Source organism: Streptomyces sp. S186 (assembly GCF_051603415.1).
Taxonomy (GTDB): Bacteria; Actinomycetota; Actinomycetes; order Streptomycetales; family Streptomycetaceae; genus Streptomyces.
In genome coordinates this window covers 7,693,338-7,714,018 of sequence record NZ_CP193932.1, presented here as the reverse complement: position 1 = coordinate 7,714,018, position 20,681 = coordinate 7,693,338, and the positions used below count along the sequence as shown (strand labels likewise).

The following is a 20,681-nucleotide window of genomic DNA, read 5'->3' as shown; positions in this document are numbered from 1 at the left end:
ACGACCTGCCCTTATTGAGTCCAAGAGCTGCTTGGCATGCCTGCCATAGACCGCATCTATAGGCGGTCCTATAGTGGTGGGCATGGCCCTGGAACTGCGTCATCTGCGCTATCTGCTCGCCGTGGCGGAACGCGGCAGCTTCACCCGCGCCGCCGAGGACCTGCACATCTCCCAGCCGACGCTCTCCCAGCAGATCAGGCAGCTGGAGCGGACCGTCGGGGTGCAGCTGCTGGACCGCACCGGCCGCACCGTGCGGCTCACCGACGCCGGTGAGGCGTACGCCCAGCACGCCAGGCACGCGCTGCGCGATCTGGCCGCCGCCGAGCGGGCCGTCCACGACGTGCAGGACCTCTCCCGCGGCCATCTGCGCCTGGGACTGACGCCGACGTTCACCACCTACCTCGTCGGCCCGCTCACCGCGGAACTCCACGCCAGGCATCCCGGGGTCACGCTGGCCGTTCGGGAGATGCCCCAGGATCGCATCGAGGCAGGGCTGCTGGACGACGACCTCGATCTCGGTATCGCCTTCGCAGGGCCCCATCTGGCCGGGATCGAGGCGGCGGCCCTGTTCACGGAGACGCTCAGCCTGGTCACCGCCGCCTCGGGCGAAGGCGCCGACCCGCTGAAGCCACTACCCGTGGCCGACCTAGCCGACCGCCAACTCGCCCTTCTGAGCGGCGACTTCGCCACCAGGACACACATCGACACCTACTTCGCCGAGCACCGCGTCAGCCCGCGGATCGCGGTGGAGGCCAACTCCATCCAGGCACTCACCGAGATCGTCCGGCGCACCTCACTGGCGACCGTGCTCCCGGACGCCGTCACGCACGACCATCCCCATCTGGCCCCGCTCCCTCTCTCCCCTGCACTCCCCACCCGGACCGTCACCCTGCTGCGTCGCACCGACGCCTATCGGAGCGCCGCGGTCCGCGCGTTCATCCGCCTGGCCCGGGAACTGGTCCGCAGTCGCGGCTACGCCCCGGCCTGAATCGCCGGGCGGCGGTGTCGGTGGTTCAGGCGGTGTCGGGTGGTTCAGACGCCGTCCGTGTCGGGGGCCAGCCAGGCGGCGATGTCGGCGATGACCGCGGGGTCCACATGCTGGGGGCGTTGGTAGTCGGCGGGGGTGGAGGGTCCGGTACCCGGGAAGAAGAGGTGGTCGGCGGCGTCGTGGACGTGGACGGTGACGTCCGGGCGGTGCGCCAGGCCGGTCCGCCAGCCGGCGAGGTCGTCCTCGACGGTGACTTGGTAGTCGCGTCCGCCTTGGAGGATGAGCAGGGGGATGTCGAGTGTGGCGGCGGTCGCGACGGGGTCGTAGGCGCGCAGGTCCAGCCAGTAGGAGCCGGAGAGCCCCAGGGGCAGGTCGGCGGCGGGCGTGGCGGGTGACAGGTCGGGGCTGTCGACGAGCGCGGCCTGCCGGGTGAGGGTGTCGACGAGTGCCTGGGCCGCAGGGGCCGGGGCGAGGTCGGCGAGGTGGCGGGCGACACGGACGGCGGCCCGGTGCATCGGCTGGGTGTCGCCGGCGAGGATCACCAGGCCGGCGACGGACGGTTCGGCGGCGGCGACGCGCGGGGCGACCTTGCCGCCCATGCTGTGGCCGAGAACGAAGACGCGGGCGGGGTCCACGGCCGGGTGATCCCGGAGCAGTTGGACGGCGGCGACGGCGTGCGGGACGTATTCGTCCGTCATGGTGAGGTCGTGCCGGTCGGCCAGGGCGGCGGCGTGGGTGTGGGTCACCTTGTCGAAGCGCAGGACCGCCACCCCGTGGGTGGCCAGTCCCCACGCGAGGTCCTTGAGGGGCTTGTTGGGTCCGCTGGTCTCGTCGCGGTCGAAGGGGCCGCCGCCGCTGAGCAACACCACGGCCGGGCGCGGGCCGGGGGCGTGCGGCAGGGCGAGGGTGCCCGGTACGGCCAGCGGCCCGGAGCCGACGGTGATCTCGTGTTCGGTGAACGTCCGCGGGTCGGCATAGGGCGGGGGCGTCCAGGACGCGGTAGCCGGTGCGGCCAGGCGCAGGCCGTGCAGCAGGCCCGCCTCGTCCACCGACATGACCAGGGTGAAACCGCCCCGCGCACAGGTGAGAGGGACACCGACCCGGACCAGTCCGGCCGCCGCCGGTTCGCTGACGGGCACCTGGACGGCGGTGACGGGCCCGACCTCGCCGAGACGCTCGTCCCAGGCGGTCCGCACGACCTCCGCGGAGACCAGGGTCCGCAGCGACGGTGCGAACAGCGCCACGATCCCCTCAAACTCCCCCCGACAGGCCCTCTCCGCAACGGACTTGGCGACGGCCGCCGGCCCGGTTTCGGTTTCCCGCATGTCCTCCCCCAACCCTTTCTCAAGTTTTGAGAAAGGTAACACAGCGTGCGAACGTAGGGACATGGATCCATTGGAGCTTCTGGCCCACCCGGTACGCCTGCGCATCGTGCACCTGATGCGGGGCGGGCAGCTGCTGACCGCCTCCGAGCTGTGCGCACGGATCCACGAGGTCTCCAAGGCCACCGTCTACCGGCACCTCGAACTGCTCGCCGCCGGCGGCGTCCTGGAGGTGGCCGACGAACGGCGGGTGCGCGGCGCGGTGGAACGCCGGTACCGGCTGTGCCAGGAGCGGGCGACGCTCACTCCGGAGACCGTCGCCTCGCTGACACCCGACGACCACCGCCGCGCGTTCGCCGTCGCCATGACCGTCCTGCTCACCGAGTTCAACGCCTACCTCGACCAGGAGCACGCCGCGCCGGCGGACGATCTGGTGGGGTACCGGCAGCACGCCGTGTGGCTGAGCGATGCCGAACTCCACGCGCTGATCGGCGATTTGCGCAGCGTCATCGCGCCGCGCCTGGCCAACGGGCCGGCGTCCGACCGGTCCCGGTACCTCCTCAGCCCCATCCTGTTCCCGGTCGCGGAGCCACCGGCCGGGAGAGAATGAGCGCGGCCACCACCGTTCCCCTCCGACCCGAAGGAGAAAAGCCCCCGTGCAGATCGCGACAGACGACCTCTCCGGACCCGACATCGCCGCGTTCCTTGAGGAGCACGTCCAGCAGATGAGGGCGGTATCCCCTCCCGAGAGCAAGCACGCCCTCGATCTCGACGCGCTGCGCAGGCCCGAGGTCACCTTCTGGACGGTGCGGGACGGCGACCGGCTGGTGGGCTGCGGTGCGCTCAAGCGACTGGACGCGGAGCACGCCGAGCTGAAGTCGATGCGCACGACGCCCGCACGGAAGCGGAGCGGGATCGCCTCACTGCTCCTCACGCACCTCATCGGCGAGGCCCGCTCCCGGGGCTTTCGGCGGTTGAGCCTGGAGACGGGGGCGGCCGACTTCTTTCTGCCTGCCCGGCGGCTCTACGAGAAGTTCGGGTTTGTGCACTGTGCGCCGTTCGCGGGCTACCGGCCCGACCCGAACAGTGCGTTCATGACGCGGGAGTTGTAGTCCGGGCGGCCTCCCGGTGGGTGTCGGCAGGCCCCGTCGCCGGGACCGGCGAGGCCGCCGCTTACAGCGCGGTCAGGAACTCCCTTACCGCGGCGGCGAATCCGGCCGGATCGTCGTCGTACAGCCAGTGCCCGCAACCGGGGAACTCCCGCAGGATGGTGGCCGGCCGGCGCTCGGCCATCTCCCGTGCCATCGGCGTCGGCAGGACGAAGCTGTCCAGGCCGTGCAGCAGCAGCGCCGGGCAGGTGCCGGCCAGCCAGTCGGGCCACCAGTCACCGATCAGGGCCTCCTGCGACCGCATCATGTCCGCATGGTCGAAGAGGAAACCCCAGCCGTCGGGGTGTTCGACTGCGCTCTCCAGGAAGTATCCGGCGTCCGGGATGCCGCGCGCCTCGACCTCGTGGCGCAGGGCGTCCAGCGTCGGCGCGCGGTGCGGCCAGTCCCGGACGTCCAGGACCGGATGGGCCACCTCGGGGCGGCGGTTGAGCGCGCCGCCCTCCGCCACGACCAGGGCCCGGACGAGTTCGGGATGGCGCGCCGCCAGGCGGAACGCCACCACGCCGCCCATCGAGTGGCCGAGCACCGGCAGCGGGCCCAGCCCGAGGGCTCGCACGAACGCGGCGGCATCGGCCACATAGGCGTCCGGGGAGAGGTCGTCGGAGTGTTCGCTCTGGCCGTGGCCGCGCTGTTCCAGGGCGATCACCCGGAACTCCGGTGCCAGCGCGGCCGCCAGTCCGGCGAAGGTCCGGGCCCGCCCGAAGTGGCCGTGCAGGGCCAGCACCGGCTCGCCGGGCCCGCCGGCGTCCGCATAGGCCAGCCGCAGGCCCCGCACCGTCGCGGTCTCGACGGTCATGGTGATGGACATGGGCTTCGTCAGGGGCTCGATCGGAGGATTGGTCAGGGGGTTGGTCATGGCTTGGTCTCTGTCGTCGTGGGTAACTTCATCTTCGTTCCTCCTGAGGGGCGTTGAGGGCTTTGGGCGGCTCGGGAAGCTCGGGGCTCGGGAGGGGGTTTGAGGGGTATGGGGTGACGATACTCGCGACGGCCGGCGAGGGCGGCGCCCGGTCCAACCGAGCCGACGCCCGGAAAACCAGTTGCCATGGCTCGTACCGTCTCTCCTGTGACGGACATCGACGGCTTGCTCGCGGCCTACGACGAGCAGATGCGGGGCGTACCGCCCACCCCACCCGAGGGGGTCGGCTACGAGCAGGACGGTCCGCTGCTGCGCATCGTCGGCCAGTTCCGTGGTTTTGTGAGCGCGCCGCGGGATGTCGGGGTGCGCGGCGCCGAGTTGGACCGGCTGATCGCCCGGCAGCGCGACTACTTCGCGGCCCGCGGTGAGGCGGTGGAGTGGAAGACCCGGGGGCACGACCGGCCGGCCGACCTCACCGACCGGCTGCGCGCCGCGGGCTTCGTCCCCGAGGAGCCGGAGACGGTCCTGATCGGCCTGGCGAAGGAGATGGGTGTGGCACCGGTCCTGCCGGAAGGGGTTGTTGTGCGGCGGGTGACCGCGGACGCCGACATGCACCGCATCGCCGCTATGGAGTCGGCCGTCTGGGGGCAGGACTGGAGCTGGCTGGCCGAGGATCTGATCAGCCGGGTCGCGGCGGACCCGGACGAGATCGCCGTCATGGTGGCCGAAGCCGGCGGCGAGGTGGTCTGCGCGGCGTGGTTGGTCTTCCGCGGCGGAACGGACTTCGCCGGCCTGTGGGGCGGCTCGACGCTACCGGGCTGGCGCGGCCGGGGAATCTACCGCGCGCTGGTAGCCGCCCGCGCCGAACTCGCGGCCGCCCGCGGGGTGAAGTACCTCCAGGTCGACGCCTCCGCCGACAGCGCGCCCATCCTGCGCCGGCTGGGCTTCCACGCGGTGACCACCACCACGCCCTACGTATGGGCGCCGACCGCGTCCTGACGCACCGGGCTCTCTCACCGTCGTGTGAAGCGGGCGCTCCGGGCCCCGCCCCCGAAGCAGGGAGCGGAAGCTGCCACACTGTGCGTGCCACAGCCGTGACCCGCTCCACGCGAGGGCGGCTGAGGACGGCCCGGCAGCACGCCCGGCGCCGTCGGCGAGCACAGTGAAATGCCTGGTGAAAGGGTGCGCATGGTGGCCTCCGCAGGGAAAACGGACAACGGTGGCGACGCGACGCGAAAGAGCTCCCGCGCCAAGTGGCGCAACTACGCGGTGACGGCCGTCGGCCTGGCCGTGGTCTGCGGAGCGGCGGTCGTGGTCGGCCAGTTCTCCCGCGCCAACGAGGCGACGGCGATCGAGCCGCCCTCCGGCGCCGTGGGGAAGACGGGCGACACAAAGCTGGATCTTCCGGTCAAGCCGACCATCCCGGTCACGCTGACCGTGTACGAGGACCCGCGCAGCCCCGACTCGCGCGCCTTCGCCCAGCAGTACGCCGACACGTTCTCGCGCCTCTTGGCGTCCGGCCAGGTCCAGATCAACTACCGGCTGGTCACCCAGAGCGACCGGCAGTACGGGGGCACCGGCGCGCGGGAGGCCGCCGCCGCGGCCGCCTGCGCCCAGGACCAGGGCCGCTTCGGCCCGTTCATGGACCAGCTGTGGCAGCACCAGCCGGCCCCGACGACCGACGGCCTGAAGGACCGCAAGCTCCTCAAGGAGATCGCCAAGAAGGCCAAGAAGATCGAGCACGACACCTTCGACCTGTGCCTCGACCGCGGCTCGCGCCAGGGCTGGGTGAAGAAGGCACAGGAGGAGTACGCCGCCTCGGGCCTGGGTCCGGTCCCCGTCGTCCAGGTCAACGGGCGCACCCTCCCGGACCCCAGGACCCAGCTGACGCCGAAGAAGCTCACCGCCCTGGTCACCAAGGAGGCGCGCCAGGTGGCGGCCGCGGCGCCGGCCACTCCCTCGCCCACGCCTACTCCGTGAGGTGAGACCAGGACACCGATGAGGCCAGAACACTGATGAGACCAGGGCACCGATCGGCCGGGAAGGACACGGCCGATCGGTGCCAGTCGGTTCCGGTCGCCGTCGGTCAGGCCAGGGTCACCAGATCCCGGTAGTCCTCGCTCCACAGGTCCTCGTCCGCGTCCGGCAGCAGGAGCACCCGGTCGGGGCGCAGGGCGTCGATGGCGCCCTCGTCGTGGGTGACCATCACGATCGCGCCGGGGTAGGAGCCGACCGCGGCCAGGACCTCGTCGCGGGAGGCGGGGTCGAGGTTGTTGGTCGGCTCGTCCAGGAGCAGCACATTGGCCCCGGAGTGGACGAGTCCGGCCAGGGCGAGGCGGGTCTTCTCGCCACCGGAGAGGACCCCGGCGGGCTTGTCGGCGTCGTCCCCGGTGAACAGGAACGCCCCCAGCACCCGGCGGATCTCCTGGTCCGTGAGATGCGGGGCGGCGGTCGCGAGGTTGTCCCGGACGGTGCGGATGCCGTCGAGTGTGTCGTGTTCCTGGGCGAAGTAGCCCAGCCGCAGTCCCGGTCCGTGCACGACCCGGCCGGCGTCCGGGGTCTCGGCGCCGGCGAGAATCCGCAGCAGGGTGGTCTTCCCGGCGCCGTTGAAGCCGAGGATCACCAGGCGGCTGCCCCGGTCCACGGCCAGGTCCACACCGGTGAGGACCTGGTGATCGCCGTAGGACTTGGCGAGGCTGATCGCGCCGAGCGGCGTCCGGCCGCAGGGCTGCGGCTCGGGCAGCCGGATCCGGGCGACCTTCTCGCTGCGCCGGGCCGGTTCGAGATCGGCGAGCATGCGGTCGGCGCGGCGGGCCATGCTCTTGGCCATCACGGCGGTGGCCGAGCGGGCCTTCATCTTCTCGGCCTGGGCGTGCAGGGCCGCGGCCTTGCGTTCGGCGTTGGACCGTTCGCGGGTGCGGCGCCGCTCGTCCGCGTCCCGCTGGGCGAGGTACGCGGTCCAGCCGGTGTTGTGGAGGTCGATCGTCGCGCGGGTGGCGTCGAGGTGGAAGACCCGGTTGACGACGTCCGCGAGCAGGCCGGTGTCATGACTGATCACCACCAGGCCGCCCTGGTGGGCCTGGAGGAAGGTGCGGAGCCAGGCGACCGAGTCGGCGTCGAGGTGGTTGGTGGGCTCGTCCAGCAACAGGGTGCCGTGGTGCCCGGCGAAGAGGATGCGGGCCAGTTCGACGCGGCGCCGCTGGCCGCCGGAGAGGGCGCCGACGGGCTCGTTCAGCACCCGCTGCGGCAGGCCGAGCCCCGCGGCGACCCGGGCCGCCTCGGCCTCCGCACCGTACCCGCCGCCGGCCTGGAAGGCGCTCTCCGCGCGGGCGTAGGCGGCCATCGCGCGCTCCAGCCCACGCGGGTCGTCGGCGTCGGCCATCGCGGACTCGGCCGCACGCAGCCGGCGCAGGGCCACGTCCAGGCCGCGGGCGGAGAGGATCCGGTCGGCGACCGTGCCGGCCGGGTCCGCGGCCCGGGAGTCCTGGGCGAGATAGCCGACCGGGCCGGTGTGGGTGACGGTCCCGGCGGCGGGCCTGGTCTGGCCCGCGAGGGCGGTCATCAGGGTGGTCTTGCCCGCTCCGTTGCGGCCGACCAGGCCGATCCGGTCGCCGGGAGAGACGGTGAAGGAGACATCGGAGAGAAGCAGGCGGGCGCCGGCGCGCAGCTCGACATCGCGGACGGTGATCATGGGATAACGCTCCGAAAAAGCACGAGGACACACTTCTGGCGTGGAAGCGGGTCCTCAGCTAGGAAATTCGGGGCGTAGACATGCGGACACCGTAACGGAGGCCCGGGGAGCGGTGCATCCGCTTTTCTTCCGGAAGCGCGCCCGGCCAGCCGGCCCGCCCGGGCGACCGGCCGGCTCACCAGAGGGCTCAGTCAGGCCGCCAACGAGCCCGGTCAGCCCGCCAGAGAGCCCAGGAGGTCCCAGGTGCGGCGCCGGTTGGTGGCGCCGGCGATCTCCGTTCCGGAGAACACCACTTCCGTCGCCCCGGCGTCGCGGTAGCGCTCTACCTCGGCGGCGACCGTCTTCTCGTCACCGATCACCGCGACATCGACGGCCCGCCGGGCGCCGGAGAGTTCGATGGCTCGGGCGTAGGAGGGTATCTGCTCGTAGAAGGCCAGCTGCTCGGCGGCCGTGGCGCGGACCGCGTCGGCGTCGTCGGTGACCACGCCGTGGACGAGTGCCACGATCCGGGGCGCGGGGCGCCCGGCGGCCTCGGCGGCGGCGGTGACGGCCGGCACGATGTGGTCGGCGAGGGCCCGGGGCCCGGCGAGGTAGGGCAGGATGCCGTCCGCCAGCTCGCCGCTGACCCGCAGGGCCCGCGGGCCCATCGCGGCGACGAGCAGCGGGACTCCGGACTCCGCGCCCGGCACCCGGGCGGGTATGGGAGTCGCCGCGGTGAGCAGCTCGCCGTGGAAGTCGGCGCTGCCGGTCTCGGTCAACTGCCGCAGCGCGGTGAGGAATTCCCGCAGGCGGGCTACGGGCCGCTCGAAGGGGAGGCCGAAGCCGCCCTCGGTCAGGAGCTTGGTGCCGAGCGCGAGCCCGAGGTGATAGCGGCCGTGCGTGGCCGCCTGCGCGGTCTGCGCCTGACTGGAGACGACCAGCGGGTGGCGTCCGAAGACGGGGACGGCGGACGTGCCCACATGCAGTCCCGGCACCTCGCGGCCGACGATCGCGGCGAGCTGGGGCGAGTCCGCGCCGAAGGTCTGGCCGAACCAGGCGGATCGCAGTCCGGCGGCCGCGGCCTCCTTGGCGAGCGCCACGCTCGCGTCGATCTGGTTGACGGGATCGGTCGGGTTGAGGGCAACTCCTACGGTCATGTCCGTTGTCAACAGCGTGCGTTGACGCATGATTCCCGACCAACCACCGCTTCCCCACCACCGACTTTCAGCTTCTCGGCGGACTTGCTCATCTAGGACAGCACCTGTCCTCCTAGCTCCCTACTGTGGTCCTCACCACCGCACGAGAACACCGAAAGGCGGAGACCATGACCGACACCCAGGCGACCACCCGCACCCAGGCGACCACCCAGGACCAGTCCGAGTCCCCGGCCGGCCAGGCCCCGGCCGTCACCGGTGAGCGTGCCGAATGGCTGGAGGCGCTGGCCAAGCACCGGCACTTCCTGCGGTTCGCGGCCCGTGACCTCACCGACGAGCAGGCCGGGCGGCGCACCACCGCCAGCGAGTTGTGTCTGGGCGGTCTGATCAAGCACGTCAGCGCGGCCGAGGAGCACTGGGTGAACTTCATCCTGCACGGCGCCTCGGCGCTGCCGGACTTCACGGCGCTGACCGAGGACGACCTGGCCCGTCGCGCGGACAGCTTCCGGATGCTGCCCGGTGAGACGCTGGCCGGCGTACTGGCCGAGTACGAGGAAACGGCCCGCCGGACCGACGAGGTGGTGGCCGCCCTGCCCGACCTGGACCGTGCCTGGCCGCTGCCCAAGGCACCCTGGTTCGAGCCCGGCACGCAGTGGTCGGCCCGCCGGGTGCTGATGCACATCGTCGCCGAGACCGCGCAGCACGCCGGGCACGCCGACATCATCCGCGAGTGCCTGGACGGCGCCAAGAGCATGGGCTAGGGCGCTTCTGACGTGCACCGGGCGTGAGCGGAGCGTCCGCCGGAGGCCGGGGTCGGCCGCCGGCGGACGCTCTCGTGCCGCGCTCAGGTCCGCGTCACGGGGCGGCGCCTGATCACAGGGTGCGGCCCAGGCGGTCCGCCACCACCTTCACGAAGTGCGCGGGGTCGGTCGGCCGGCCGCCCTCGGCCAGGACGGCCAGGGAGTAGAGCAGTTCGGCGGTCTCGGTGAGGTCGGACCGGTCCTCGCGCTCCCCGTATGCCTGGTTCAGGCCCTGCACCAGCTGGTGGGCGGGGTTGAGTTCGAGGATGCGCTTGGTGTGCGGCACCTCCTGCCCCATGGCCCGGTACATGTTCTCCAGCGCCGGGGTCAGATCCTCGGCGCCCGCGACGATGCAGGCCGGCGAGACCGTCAGGCGCGACGACAGACGCACCTCCTTGACGTCGTCGGCCAGCTGCTCGGTCATCCAGCCCAGCAGGTCCGCGTACTGCTCGGCCTGCTTCTCCCGCTCGTCCTCGGACTTCTCGTCCCCCTGCGCACCGAGGTCGATCTCTCCCTTGGTGATCGACTGCAGCCGCTTGCCCTGGAACTCGCCGACCACGTCGACCCACACCTCGTCGACCGGGTCGGTGAGCAGCAGCACCTCGATGCCCCGCTCCCGGAACGCCTCCACGTGCGGGGAGTTGTCGATGCTCTGCCGGGACTCGCCGGTGATGTAGTAGATGTCCTCCTGGCCGTCCCGCATCCGCGCCACGTACTGCTCCAGCGTGACCGGCTCGTCCTCGTCGTGCGTGCTCGCGAACGACGACACCGCGAGCAGCGCGTCGCGGTTGTCGGAGTCGGTGATCAGCCCTTCCTTGAGCACCGCGCCGAACTCCCGCCAGAAGGTGCCGTAGCGCTCGGCGTCGTCGGCCTTCATGGTCTTGACCGACGCCAGCACCTTCTTCGTCAGCCGCCGCTGCATCATGAGGATGTGCCGGTCCTGCTGGAGGATCTCGCGGGACACGTTGAGCGAGAGGTCCTGGGCGTCGACCACGCCCTTGACGAAGCGGAGGTACGGCGGCAGCAGCGCCTCGCAGTCGTCCATGATGAACACGCGCTTGACGTACAGCTGCAGGCCGCGCTGGTAGTTCTGGGTGAACAGGTCGTGCGGGGCGTGCGACGGGACGAACAGCAGTGCCTGGTACTCGAAGGTCCCCTCGGCCTGCAGCTGGACGGTCTCCAGCGGGTCGCGCCAGTCATGGCTGATGTGCTTGTACAGCTCGTGGTACTCGTCCTCGGACACCTCGTCGCGCGAGCGCGCCCACAGCGCCTTCATCGAGTTCAGCGTCTCGGGCTCGGCGGGCTCGTCGCCGTCGTTCGCGGTCTCCCCGACCAGCTTGACGGGCCAGGTGATGAAGTCCGAGTAGCGCTTGACGATCTCCTTGAGCTTCCACGGCGAGGTGTAGTCGTGCAGCTGGTTGTCGGAGTCGGCCGGCTTGAGGTGCAGCGTCACCGAGGTGCCCTGCGGCGCTTCGTCGACCTCCTGGAGGGTGTAGGTGCCCTCGCCCCGGGACGCCCAGCGGGTGCCCTTCTTCTCGCCCGCGCGCCGCGTCAGCAGGGTCACCTCGTCGGCCACCATGAAGCCGGAGTAGAAGCCGACGCCGAACTGGCCGATCAGCCCCTCCGCACCGGCCGCGTCCTTGGCCTCCTTCAGCTCCTGGAGGAAGGCGGCCGTACCCGAGTTGGCGATGGTGCCGATGAGCTGACCGACCTCGTCGTACGACATCCCGATGCCGTTGTCGCGCACCGTGAGCGTACGGGCGTCCTTGTCGATCTCCAGCTCGATGTGCAGGTCGGAGACGTCGGCGTCGAGGGTGTCGTCGCGCAGCGCGGCCAGACGCAGCTTGTCCAGCGCGTCGGAGGCGTTGGAGACTAGCTCCCGGAGGAAGACGTCCTTGTTCGAGTAGATCGAGTGGATCATCAGCTGGAGCAGCTGACGAGCCTCCACCTGGAACTCAAACGTTTCGGTCGGCATGGTTCGCGATTACCTCACTTGATCATGGATCGCCGGGCTTACTGCCGTCACTTTAATCAGCGCGTCCGCCCGTGGAGCGCCCTGGTCGGCGAAACGACGATCATCGACCTGCGATCGCTGTCTACGATGCGGGCATGTTGGCCTTCTCCCCCGCGCTGTTGTTCCTTCTCCTCTTCTGCTTCGGTGTGCTGCGCGACCGCCGCCGGTTCGGCAACGCCGTCCATCTGGGACTGGCCGTGGCCTTCGGGCTGTTGGCGACGGTCGGCACCCTGGGGCGGTCGCATCCCGTATGGGGAGCGGTCGCCGGACTGGCACTGGTGGTGCTGCCCGCGCTCGGCACGGTGGTCCTCGCCGGCTTCCTGATCGCCAATGGTGTGACGATGGTGCGCAAGGAGGGCCGCCGCCCGGCCAACCTGCTGTCGCTGCTCGCCGGGCTCGGCATCATCGGCGTGATCGTGTTGCTGGTCACGGCGGTTGTCCTGCACACGGTCGGCCTGCTGGTGATCGCCGGGGTCACCGTCGGAATGGTCGGCTATGTCTCGTTTCTCTTCCTCTGCTTCGTGGGATATGCCTTCCTCTACGGGCGATGGCCGGTGCGGCGGCAGGCCGACTATGTCGTGGTGCTCGGTTCCGGGTTGATCGGCGGGTCCAAGGTGCCGCCGTTGCTGGCCAGTCGGCTGGAGCGGGGGCGCGCGGTGTACGAGCGGCTGGTGGCGCGGGGTTCCACACCGCTGCTGATCACCTCCGGCGGCCAGGGTCCGGACGAGAAGCTCCCGGAGTCCCATGCGATGGCCGACTACCTCGTCGAGCGCGGGTTTCCGGCGGACCGGATCGTGCGCGAGGACCGTTCGCGGACCACGGAGGAGAACCTGCGGTTCAGCCGGACGCTGATGACGGAGGCGAAGCCGGACTACCGCTGTGTGGTCGTCACCAACAACTACCACGTGTTCCGGGCCGCGTTGATGGCCCGGAAGACCGGCCTCAACGGCCAGGTCGTGGGTTCTCCCACCGCCGCGTACTTCTGGCCGAGCGCGACGATCCGCGAGTTCGCCGCGGTGTTCCTGGCCCACAAGGTGATCAACCTCGGGGTCTGTCTGCTGCTCGTCCTCGGCGGGGCACTGGTCTGGTGGGCCCGCTGAGCGGGGCCGGCCCACGGACTCCGCGGCCCACGGCCGCGGAGGCACCTTCTTCGGATCAGTCGAGCCGGTCGATCAGCCGGGTCAGGAAGGCGCTGGTCTCCGCCGGTGTGTTGGCCTCCGTGCACAGCCGGTCCATGACCGCCGTGTACTGGTCCACCGACTCCTGCTTGTCCAGATACAGGGCGCTGGTCAGCTGTTCCAGATAGACCTTGTCGGGGAGTTCCGGTTCGGCGAACCGGAGAATGCTGAACGGGGCGCCGGCCGCCGCGTTCGCCCCCACGCTGAAGGGGGCGATCTGCAACGTGACGTTCGGCATCTGCACCGCCTTGAGGAGGTGGCGCAGCTGGGCGGCCATCACCTCGGTGCCGCCGAACGGGCGGTGCAGCACCGCCTCGTCCACCACCGCCCACAGCCGCGGGGCCTCCGGCCGGGTGAGCAGCCGCTGGCGCTCCATCCGCAGCGCGACCAGGCGGTCCACCTTCTCCTGCGGCGCGTTGGGGTAGCCGATGCGGGTGACCGCCTGGGCGTACTCCTCGGTCTGGAGCAGGCCGGGCAGGAACTGCACCTGGTAGGTGCGGATCAGCGCGGCGGCCTCCTCCAGGCCGAGGTGGAGTTCGAACCAGTCCTCCAGGACGTCGCTGTACTCGTGCCACCAGCCGCTGGAGTTGGCCTGGTCCGCCAGCTCGAAGTAGTCGGCCCGGCGCTCCGGATCGAGAATGCGATAGAGCGTCAGCAGATCGGCCAGGTCCTGTCTCTTGAAGCCTACTTGCCCTCTTTCAAGACGGGTGATCTTGGCGTGAGAACCACGGATCGTCTTGCCCGCGTCCTCACGCGAAATGCCCGCGCCGGTGCGCAGCCTCCGGAGCTGGGCGCCCAGCACGATGCGCGCGGCGGTGGGCCCTACCTGCGTCTCTTTCAGGTAGCGCGTTATCGACAGCTCGGCTTCCGGCCGCATCATCGCGGTCATCCCAACTCCCGTGAGCGACAGTGTTGATACCACCAGTGTCGCACTTGCGGGTCACCAGGTACAGAAACGCGCCATCGTTGCGATGCGCGGCGGACCCGCCGGCGTGGGTCCGCCGCGCGCCCGCCGCTCAGCTCAGCAGCGCGTCGAAGTCGCCGTCCTTGGCGCCGCCGACGAACGCGGCCATCTCCGCGTGGGTGTAGATCAGCGCCGGCCCGTGCGGATCACGGGAGTTGCGGACGGCGAAGCCGCCGTCGGCCAGCCGGGCGACCTCGACGCAGTCGCCACCGGGCGCGCTGCGCCGGCTCTTCCTCCAGACCGCGCCCTCGATCAGGTCCGCGGCCACGCCGTTGTCGAACTGCTGCATCCTGCCACTCCCTTGTTATGCGCAGGTGTCTGACCAGGCATCACATGCCACCGCACGTACGGCTGCACTTACCGATGCAATTACGTCCGCCTCGAATGTAATTGCAGATGCACTTGCAGCGCCAGCCGTCGCCAAGGAATAGTGGAACCCCCTCACTCGATCGTGATGAAGTTCCGCAGGCAGCCACGGAGTTCGTGATGACCACCCACCCGGCAGGACCGGCTGCCGAGTTCCCCGTTGAACCCCTCGGCCGCTGGCTCGCGCAGGCGCCACAGGGCGTTCCGCACGACGACCGGGCCGTCCGCCCCGCCGATCTGGCCGCCCGCGCCCTGACGGCGGACGGCCGGGCCGGCTCGGAGGCCCGCCGCTTCACCGGGGCCACGCTCAGCGGATGGAATCTCGGGCCCCTCGTCGACAACGCCGTACTGGTCGTCACGGAGTTGCTCTCCAACGCCCTGCGCCACGGGCTCGCCAAGCCCGCCGGGCACCTCCTGGGCGCCGCCCCGCGCCCGCTGTGGCTGGGGCTGCTGCGCTGCCGGGACCTCGTCCTGTGCACGGTCTGCGACCACAGCACGGACGTTCCGGTGGTGCGGGAGCCCGACCAGCTCGCCCAGAGCGGGCGCGGGCTGCACATCATCGACTGCCTCAGCCAGTCATGGGGTTGGACCACCCCGACGGCGGCCGGCAAGGCCGTATGGGCCGCGCTGCCGACCGCGGAGTGAGGCCCGCGGCACCGTCCGTCGTGCCGGTGCCGCGGGGACGCCGGTCAGCCCTTGCGGGCGAGCCCGGCGTAGAGCGGCAGCTCCGCGTCGGAGAGGGAGTCGGCGCCGACCTCGACGGGGTCGGGACGCCAGCGGTGGACCACGGTCAGGCCGGGGTCGACCAGTTCCAGGCCGTCGAAGAAGCGCAGCACCTCGGCCCGGGTGCGGGTGCGCACATGGGAGCCCTTGGACTCGAAGTTGTCCGCGATCTCCCGCAGTGCCTCCGGCTCGAAGTCGGCGGTGGCGTACGTCAGGGCCACGTAGCTGCCCGGGGCGAACGCGTCCATCAGCTCGCGGACGACGGCGTAGGCGTCGCGCTCCGGCGGGAGCCAGTGCAGAACGGCGATCAGGGTCAGGGCCACCGGCTGGCCGAGGTCGAGGGTGTCCCGCAGGGTCGCGTCCCGCAGGATGTCCTGGGGGCGGCCGAGGTCGGCCTGGATGTAGGCGGTCCGGCCGTCGGGGTGGCTGGTGTGCAGTGCCCGTGAATGCGCCAGCACGATCGGGTCGTTGTCGGCGTAGACGATACGGGCCTCCGGCGCGGCCGCCTGGACGAGCTCGTGGAGGTTGGGCGAGGTCGGGATGCCGGTGCCGATGTCCAGGAACTGCCGGATGCCGGCCTCGCCCGCGAGGTAGCGGGCCGCACGGTGCATGAAGGCGCGGTTCTGCCGGGCGATCATGGCGGCGTTGGGCAGCGACGCGAGGGCCTGCTCGGCCGCCTCCCGGTCCGCCGGGTAGTTGGTCTTGCCGCCGAGCAGTACGTCGTAGACGCGGGCGGCGTGCGGCCGATCGGTGTGCAGATCGATCGGCTCCTGGGGCCGCGCCCCCATCCAGTCCTCCGGCACCGCCATGTCCTGGTCTTCCTTCCGTCGTGCTGACGCGCAGCCCCCGCAACTTCCCGGCCACCCTAGTGCGTTGGCTGGTGCTAGCGCTCGGCGGTGAGGAAGCGACTGTGTGCCACGGTGCGGCCCATCGGGCCGTGGAGCTCCCGCCGGTACGCCGCGGCGACCTCGTACGCCGGGACGGTCCGTACGTCCCAGCCGGCGGAGGTGAGTGGCCGGCAGGGGTCCTCCTTGTCGTCGAAGTGCCACAGGTCGACGAGGTCGACGCCGAGTTGCCTGGTGGCCGCGCGGTACTCCGGCTCCCCGACGATCGCCCGGACGCTCGGCGCCAGGTGTTCGGCGGCCAGCCGGCTGCCGGGTGCGGAGAGCCGGCTGACGCGGTCGAAGAGCAGCCGCTCGGCGGCGGCGGTCAGGAAGGGCAGCAGCCCCTCGGCCAGCCATACGGCCGCCCGGCCGCGGTCGAACCCGGCGTCCTCCAGAGCGGCGGGCCAGTCGTCCCGCAGATCGATCGGGACGACGTGCCGGCCGCACCGGGGCCGGGCACCGAGGCGGTCCAGTACGTCGTCCTTGAACTCCAGCACCCGCGGCTGGTCGATCTCGAACAGCTCGGTGCCCGGCGGCCACTCCAGCCGGAACGCCCGGGCGTCGAGGCCGGCGGCGGCCACCACGACCTGGGTGATCCCGCCGGCCGTCGCGGTCATCAGGAAGCGGTCGAAGAACAGCGAGCGGACGCCGAGGTACGCCGCCATCGAGGTCCACATGGCGCGGGCGGCGGCGGACAGCGGCTCCGTGTCCGCGAGCCGTCGCGGCACGGACACCGGCGCGTCCGCCGCCGCCAGGAAGGCGTCGGCGTAGGGGTCGCTGACCAGGCGGTCGGGGCGTTCGGTCTCCAGCGCCCGCCCGGCCGCGACGCCGAGTGCGGTCAGCCCGATCCCGGTGACGATGTCCCACTGCTCGAACTCCGTCATGCGGACTCCTCCACCGGCACAGGCGCGAACGGACCGGAAAAATCGGACATGGATGCCATGTCGTCACTCTGGTCGGGACGGCCTGGCCACGCAAGGAGCTACGCCGGGGCCAGAGGGGCCCGGGAGCTGACCGAGTGCGTGCGGGGCGCTCGGACCCGTCAGCCCGCCTCTCCGCCCAGGCGGAGCCACAGTTGCCCCGGCCCCCTCGTGAAGACACCCACTTCCTTCGGTGGGGAACCGCTCGCGAGCCGCAGGGCGGGGAACGCATCGAGGAGTTGGTTGACGCCGGTCTCGACCTCGGCCCTGGCCAGCAGGGCGCCCACACAGAAGTGCCGGCCGAGTCCGAAGGCGACGTGCTGCGCGGCGGCGCTGAAGGCGGTGCCCGGGTCGAGGTCGGTGCGGAAGAGGTCGAAGGCGTCGGGCCTGGCGTAGCGGCGCGGGTCCCGGTTGGCGGCGCCGATCAGGCAGACGACGGTGGCTCCGGCAGGCACGGTGCCGCCGCTGAGGGTGACGTCCTCGGCGGGCTGACGCATGATCATCTGGACCGGTGGGGTGTGCCGCAGCGTCTCGGCGAAGGCGGCGGGGATCAGCGAGCGCTCGGTGCGGACCGCGGCGAGTTGGTCGGGGTGGGCGAGCAGGCTGCGGACAATCAGGGCGAGGGCCTTGTCCGAGGTCTCACCGCCCGCGGACAGCAGCAGGCTCACGAACGCGGTGATGTCCCGGTCGTTCATCCGGACGCCTTCGACCTCGGCGGTGCACAGCCGGGAGAGCAGGTCGTCGCCGGGCGCGGCCCGCCGTTCCTGGATGACCGGGTGCAGGTACGCCGCGAGTTCCCGGCTCGCGCGGCGGCCGGCCGCCGCGATCCCGGGGTCCTGGCCGAGGTTGGAGATGAAGGCGACGACCGCGGTGTACCAGCCGTGGAAGCGGTCGTGGTCGGCCCGGTCCAGGCCGAGCATGTCGACGATCACGTTGATCGGGAGGCGGGTGGCGAACCGCGCCACCAGGTCCACCTCGTCCGCGCCGCGGAAGCCGTCGATCAGCTCGCGGGCGTTCCGCTCGATGAGCGGCAGGAACGTCTCCCGCAGTTCCCGGCCGCGGAAGGCGGGCGCCACCAGGGCCCGGCGGACCGCGTGTTCGCGGCCGCTCATCTGTGGCAGGGTGCGGCCTCCGTGTACCGGTTCCAGCTGCCAGCTGTAGCTGTCGGTGCTGAACACCGGCTCACGGAAGGCGCGTTCGACGTCTTCGTAACGGGATAACAGATAGCTGCCGGTGCCCTTGTGGTACAGCAGTGGGTAGTGCTCGCGCAGTACGCGGTACGCCGGATACGGGTCGGTCGCGAACTCGGGTGACAGGATGTCGGGAGGCTCCGGAATGCTCGTCACGACGCGTGACGCTAGGGGCAGTGCGACAGGCTCGTCCAGAGAGCCGCCGGGGTGCGCCGATGCGCAGGGGGCGCGCATGGCGGACCACCGGGCGTGAGCGGCGGCCCTCGCCCGGTGGCGGCCTAGCGTGCGGGCTCCGGGGCGCGCAGGAAGTCGAGGACGGTGTCGGTCTGCCCGAAGAGGGCGTGTCCGGCCTCGGGCAGGAGGTGGACCGTCGCCCGCGGTACGCACGCCCGCACCCGCCGCGCGGTGCCGGCCGAGTCGAACAGCGCGTCCCGCCCGCCGGCGATCACCAGCACCGGCATGGCGAGTCGGCGCAGCGCCTCGTCCGCGACGATCGGCAGCCGCTCGGTACGCGGCCTGAAGTGCGTGAAGGTGAGGACCACCGTGTCGAGGACGGACTGGAGCCCCGGGTCCTCCAGACCGGCCCCCTTACGCACCGACCGGACGACTCCCCTGCGCCCCAGGGCGCGCAGCAGCAGTGCCCTGAACAGCCAGCCCACCTTCTGCCGTCCGATCCCGCCGGGGCACAGCAGTGCCAGCCGCGTCACCCGCTCCGGCCGCCGCCGGGCGTAGTCCAGTGCCCACCAGCCGCCAAGTGAGGTCCCCACCAAGGCCGTTGCGGAGATCCCCAGCCCGTCCAGCACCTCGTCCAGCCATCGCGCGGGGTCCTCCGAAGCCAGCGACGGCCGGGCCGGCGCGCTGAGGCCGGGCTCGCCGATGACGTCCACGGCGTAGGTGCGGAAGTGCCGGGACCAGTCGGCGACGTCGCCCAGCCACATCGTCGTGTTCGCGCCGGAACCGTGCAGCAGCACCAGGGGCGGTGCGTCCGCCGGCCCGGACACGACGACGAACGTCTCCCCCTGCCTCGTCGGCACCCTTACGTGCTCGGCCGGCACCGGCCAGGACTCCAGCGCCGCCCGATAGCGCCGCAGAATCTCCGCCGCGCCGGCCTGCGACTTGTAGAGCGCCCGCACGTCGGAACGCACCTCCGCACCCGCGTCCGTGCGCACGGCTCCCCCGCCTTCTCTCGTGCTCATGACTGGAGCACCCCCTCCATGTAGTCCAACAGCCGGGCCGTGTCGGCCAGTCCGCCCAGGACGACGACCTTCAGCCGGGCCCGGTCCTTGTCGTGGACCGTCTCGATCCGCAGCGGACGCTCCCCCGGGCCACGGCCGGCGGCCGCGGTCATCATGAGCGTGGTCAGGCGGTCGGCCGTCACCCGGTCGACGCCCTCGATCTCGACGATGCTCGACACCTCGGTGTGCCGCTCCCGCCCGGCCGGTCCGGTGTCGGGCGCGGGCACCGGACGGCCGGTGAAGACCTCCAGGTCCTCGTGCGCGATGCGGTACTGCTTGCCGATCCGGACCGCGGGCAGCCGCCCGTCGCGCACGTAGTTGCGGACGGTGCGTACATGCAGCCCGAGTCGCTCGGCCACCTGCTCCACGGAGTACAAACGGTCACTCATGAAACTACCTTAACCTTCCCTATCTGCATACCCAATAGGGAAGGTTAAGGAGTTGTCGGGTATCCGTAGAGCCGTGGATCAAGACTCCCGTTGAGCGGTCGTCAACAGAACGTTGATCGCCGCTCCCTAGCGTTTCCGGTGCATCGATCACCGATCAACGGTTGGGTGAACCAGGCATGTTGTTCCGCACTCCAGGCAAGGGCAAGATCTCTTCCTTATGCGCCCGGGCGAACACGCCCCAGCGGCGCGCCGCGGTCATGGCCGGGGTGCTCGCGGGTGTGTCCGTGATGGCGCTGGGAACGGCTTCCGCTGCGCCGCAGGGTCCGGAGAAACCGACGACGGCCGCTGTGCAGGCGGCTCCGGCGACCGACTCGGCGCGGCGTGAGCACTGGCAGCCGCCGGCGCACCAGAGCCCCGGATACCCCGTGCTCAACGCCGACTACCTGATCAGCGACGTGTCGCCGGCGCAGTACCGCGGCTGGTGGTACCAGTCCCACCTCACCGGCATCAACGTGACATGGATGACGTCCTCGGGGCGGGATCCGTACGACGGCTGGGACTGGATCGAGATCGTGGACAGCAAAGGCAAGCGCATCACGTGGGACTGGGTCTGCGGCAACGCCCACTGCGGCGCGTACGGCTCGACCATGATCGGCTTGCACCTGAACAAGGGCGAGGAGTACAAGGCCCTCTACTGGAGCGACGGAGGACGGGTCACCAAGGGCCACCTGCGGGCCGAGTTCGACTTCTGGGCCTGACGGTCGCCCAGAGCCGCCCGGAGGCCCGACCGGCGGCCCGGGTTTCTCAGTGCAGCACGACGTAGCGAACCCGGTCACCGGGGGCGGCCATGGGCCCGTGC

General features: G+C 71.3%; 21 protein-coding genes. 9 read left to right on the top strand and 12 right to left on the bottom strand.

The genetic code is table 11. The features are described from left to right. Window positions 1–82: 82 nt before the first annotated feature. A complete protein-coding gene (gene cynR / locus ACRAS8_RS33595; protein WP_438489804.1) occupies window positions 83–988 on the top strand; it encodes a transcriptional regulator CynR in 906 nt (301 codons plus the stop codon). Between the two features lie 44 nt (window positions 989–1,032). Here the strand turns inward: cynR and ACRAS8_RS33590 are convergent, their stop codons facing one another. Beyond that, window positions 1,033–2,232, bottom strand: a complete 1,200-nt coding sequence (locus ACRAS8_RS33590) for an alpha/beta hydrolase family protein (protein WP_438489803.1) — start codon at window positions 2,230–2,232, stop codon at window positions 1,033–1,035. 142 nt (window positions 2,233–2,374) lie between these two features. Between ACRAS8_RS33590 and ACRAS8_RS33585 the strand changes: the two genes are divergently transcribed. After that, window positions 2,375–2,920: a helix-turn-helix domain-containing protein gene (locus tag ACRAS8_RS33585; protein WP_438489802.1), complete on the top strand. Its 546-nt coding sequence runs from the start codon at window positions 2,375–2,377 to the stop codon at window positions 2,918–2,920. Window positions 2,921–2,966: 46 nt separating this feature from the next. Further along, window positions 2,967–3,422 (top strand): GNAT family N-acetyltransferase, encoded by a 456-nt coding sequence (locus ACRAS8_RS33580; protein WP_438489801.1) that lies wholly within the window; start codon window positions 2,967–2,969, stop codon window positions 3,420–3,422. A gap of 61 nt (window positions 3,423–3,483) precedes the next feature. Here ACRAS8_RS33580 and ACRAS8_RS33575 read toward each other — a convergent pair whose 3' ends face one another. Next, on the bottom strand, window positions 3,484–4,287 hold the full coding sequence (locus ACRAS8_RS33575) for an alpha/beta fold hydrolase (protein WP_438490671.1): 804 nt from the start codon (window positions 4,285–4,287) through the stop codon (window positions 3,484–3,486). Window positions 4,288–4,521: 234 nt separating this feature from the next. Between ACRAS8_RS33575 and ACRAS8_RS33570 the strand changes: the two genes are divergently transcribed. Both ACRAS8_RS33570 and ACRAS8_RS33565 read left to right on the top strand, forming a co-directional pair. Next, a complete protein-coding gene (locus ACRAS8_RS33570) occupies window positions 4,522–5,334 on the top strand; it encodes a GNAT family N-acetyltransferase (protein ID WP_438489800.1) in 813 nt (270 codons plus the stop codon). Between the two features lie 189 nt (window positions 5,335–5,523). Then, entirely contained in the window at window positions 5,524–6,315 is a 792-nt protein-coding gene (locus ACRAS8_RS33565; RefSeq protein WP_438489799.1) for a DsbA family protein, read from the top strand. Window positions 6,316–6,421: 106 nt separating this feature from the next. Here the strand turns inward: ACRAS8_RS33565 and ACRAS8_RS33560 are convergent, their stop codons facing one another. Further along, window positions 6,422–8,026, bottom strand: a complete 1,605-nt coding sequence (locus ACRAS8_RS33560) for an ABC-F family ATP-binding cassette domain-containing protein (protein ID WP_438489798.1) — start codon at window positions 8,024–8,026, stop codon at window positions 6,422–6,424. Window positions 8,027–8,238: 212 nt separating this feature from the next. After that, window positions 8,239–9,162 carry an LLM class F420-dependent oxidoreductase gene (locus ACRAS8_RS33555; protein ID WP_438489797.1) on the bottom strand — a complete coding sequence of 308 codons (924 nt, stop codon included), beginning with the start codon at window positions 9,160–9,162 and terminating at the stop codon, window positions 8,239–8,241. 167 nt (window positions 9,163–9,329) lie between these two features. On the opposite strand from ACRAS8_RS33555, the gene ACRAS8_RS33550 reads away from it, so the two are divergent. After that, entirely contained in the window at window positions 9,330–9,920 is a 591-nt protein-coding gene (locus tag ACRAS8_RS33550; protein ID WP_438489796.1) for a DinB family protein, read from the top strand. 112 nt (window positions 9,921–10,032) lie between these two features. Here the strand turns inward: ACRAS8_RS33550 and htpG are convergent, their stop codons facing one another. After that, window positions 10,033–11,934: a molecular chaperone HtpG gene (htpG, locus tag ACRAS8_RS33545; protein ID WP_438489795.1), complete on the bottom strand. Its 1,902-nt coding sequence runs from the start codon at window positions 11,932–11,934 to the stop codon at window positions 10,033–10,035. A gap of 134 nt (window positions 11,935–12,068) precedes the next feature. Between htpG and ACRAS8_RS33540 the strand changes: the two genes are divergently transcribed. Then, the gene (locus tag ACRAS8_RS33540; protein ID WP_438489794.1) at window positions 12,069–13,073 is read left to right on the top strand and encodes a YdcF family protein; all 1,005 of its coding nucleotides are present in this window, start codon (window positions 12,069–12,071) and stop codon (window positions 13,071–13,073) included. A gap of 55 nt (window positions 13,074–13,128) precedes the next feature. On the opposite strand, the gene ACRAS8_RS33535 is transcribed toward ACRAS8_RS33540, so the two are convergent. Together ACRAS8_RS33535 and ACRAS8_RS33530 are read right to left on the bottom strand one after the other, a co-directional pair. After that, on the bottom strand, window positions 13,129–14,040 hold the full coding sequence (locus ACRAS8_RS33535) for a helix-turn-helix domain-containing protein (protein ID WP_438489793.1): 912 nt from the start codon (window positions 14,038–14,040) through the stop codon (window positions 13,129–13,131). Between the two features lie 127 nt (window positions 14,041–14,167). Next, window positions 14,168–14,404 carry a DUF397 domain-containing protein gene (locus ACRAS8_RS33530; RefSeq protein WP_438489792.1) on the bottom strand — a complete coding sequence of 79 codons (237 nt, stop codon included), beginning with the start codon at window positions 14,402–14,404 and terminating at the stop codon, window positions 14,168–14,170. A gap of 197 nt (window positions 14,405–14,601) precedes the next feature. On the opposite strand from ACRAS8_RS33530, the gene ACRAS8_RS33525 reads away from it, so the two are divergent. Then, window positions 14,602–15,126: an ATP-binding protein gene (locus ACRAS8_RS33525; RefSeq protein WP_438489791.1), complete on the top strand. Its 525-nt coding sequence runs from the start codon at window positions 14,602–14,604 to the stop codon at window positions 15,124–15,126. Between the two features lie 44 nt (window positions 15,127–15,170). On the opposite strand, the gene ACRAS8_RS33520 is transcribed toward ACRAS8_RS33525, so the two are convergent. From ACRAS8_RS33520 to ACRAS8_RS33500, 5 genes are all read right to left on the bottom strand, one after another. Continuing rightward, on the bottom strand, window positions 15,171–16,013 hold the full coding sequence (locus ACRAS8_RS33520) for an SAM-dependent methyltransferase (RefSeq protein ID WP_438489790.1): 843 nt from the start codon (window positions 16,011–16,013) through the stop codon (window positions 15,171–15,173). A 74-nt stretch (window positions 16,014–16,087) separates the two neighbouring features. After that, on the bottom strand, window positions 16,088–16,972 hold the full coding sequence (locus tag ACRAS8_RS33515) for an SAM-dependent methyltransferase (protein ID WP_438489789.1): 885 nt from the start codon (window positions 16,970–16,972) through the stop codon (window positions 16,088–16,090). A gap of 158 nt (window positions 16,973–17,130) precedes the next feature. Continuing rightward, window positions 17,131–18,354 (bottom strand): cytochrome P450, encoded by a 1,224-nt coding sequence (locus ACRAS8_RS33510; protein ID WP_438489788.1) that lies wholly within the window; start codon window positions 18,352–18,354, stop codon window positions 17,131–17,133. Window positions 18,355–18,476: 122 nt separating this feature from the next. Next, a complete protein-coding gene (locus ACRAS8_RS33505; RefSeq protein ID WP_438489787.1) occupies window positions 18,477–19,394 on the bottom strand; it encodes an alpha/beta fold hydrolase in 918 nt (305 codons plus the stop codon). Next, a complete protein-coding gene (locus tag ACRAS8_RS33500; protein ID WP_438489786.1) occupies window positions 19,391–19,822 on the bottom strand; it encodes a helix-turn-helix domain-containing protein in 432 nt (143 codons plus the stop codon). The genes ACRAS8_RS33505 and ACRAS8_RS33500 overlap by 4 nt, the downstream gene beginning before the upstream one ends. Before the next feature lie 176 nt (window positions 19,823–19,998). Here ACRAS8_RS33500 and ACRAS8_RS33495 point away from each other — a divergent pair, with 176 nt between their 5' ends. Beyond that, on the top strand, window positions 19,999–20,580 hold the full coding sequence (locus ACRAS8_RS33495; RefSeq protein WP_438489785.1) for a hypothetical protein: 582 nt from the start codon (window positions 19,999–20,001) through the stop codon (window positions 20,578–20,580). The last annotated feature ends 101 nt before the right edge of the window (window positions 20,581–20,681 follow it).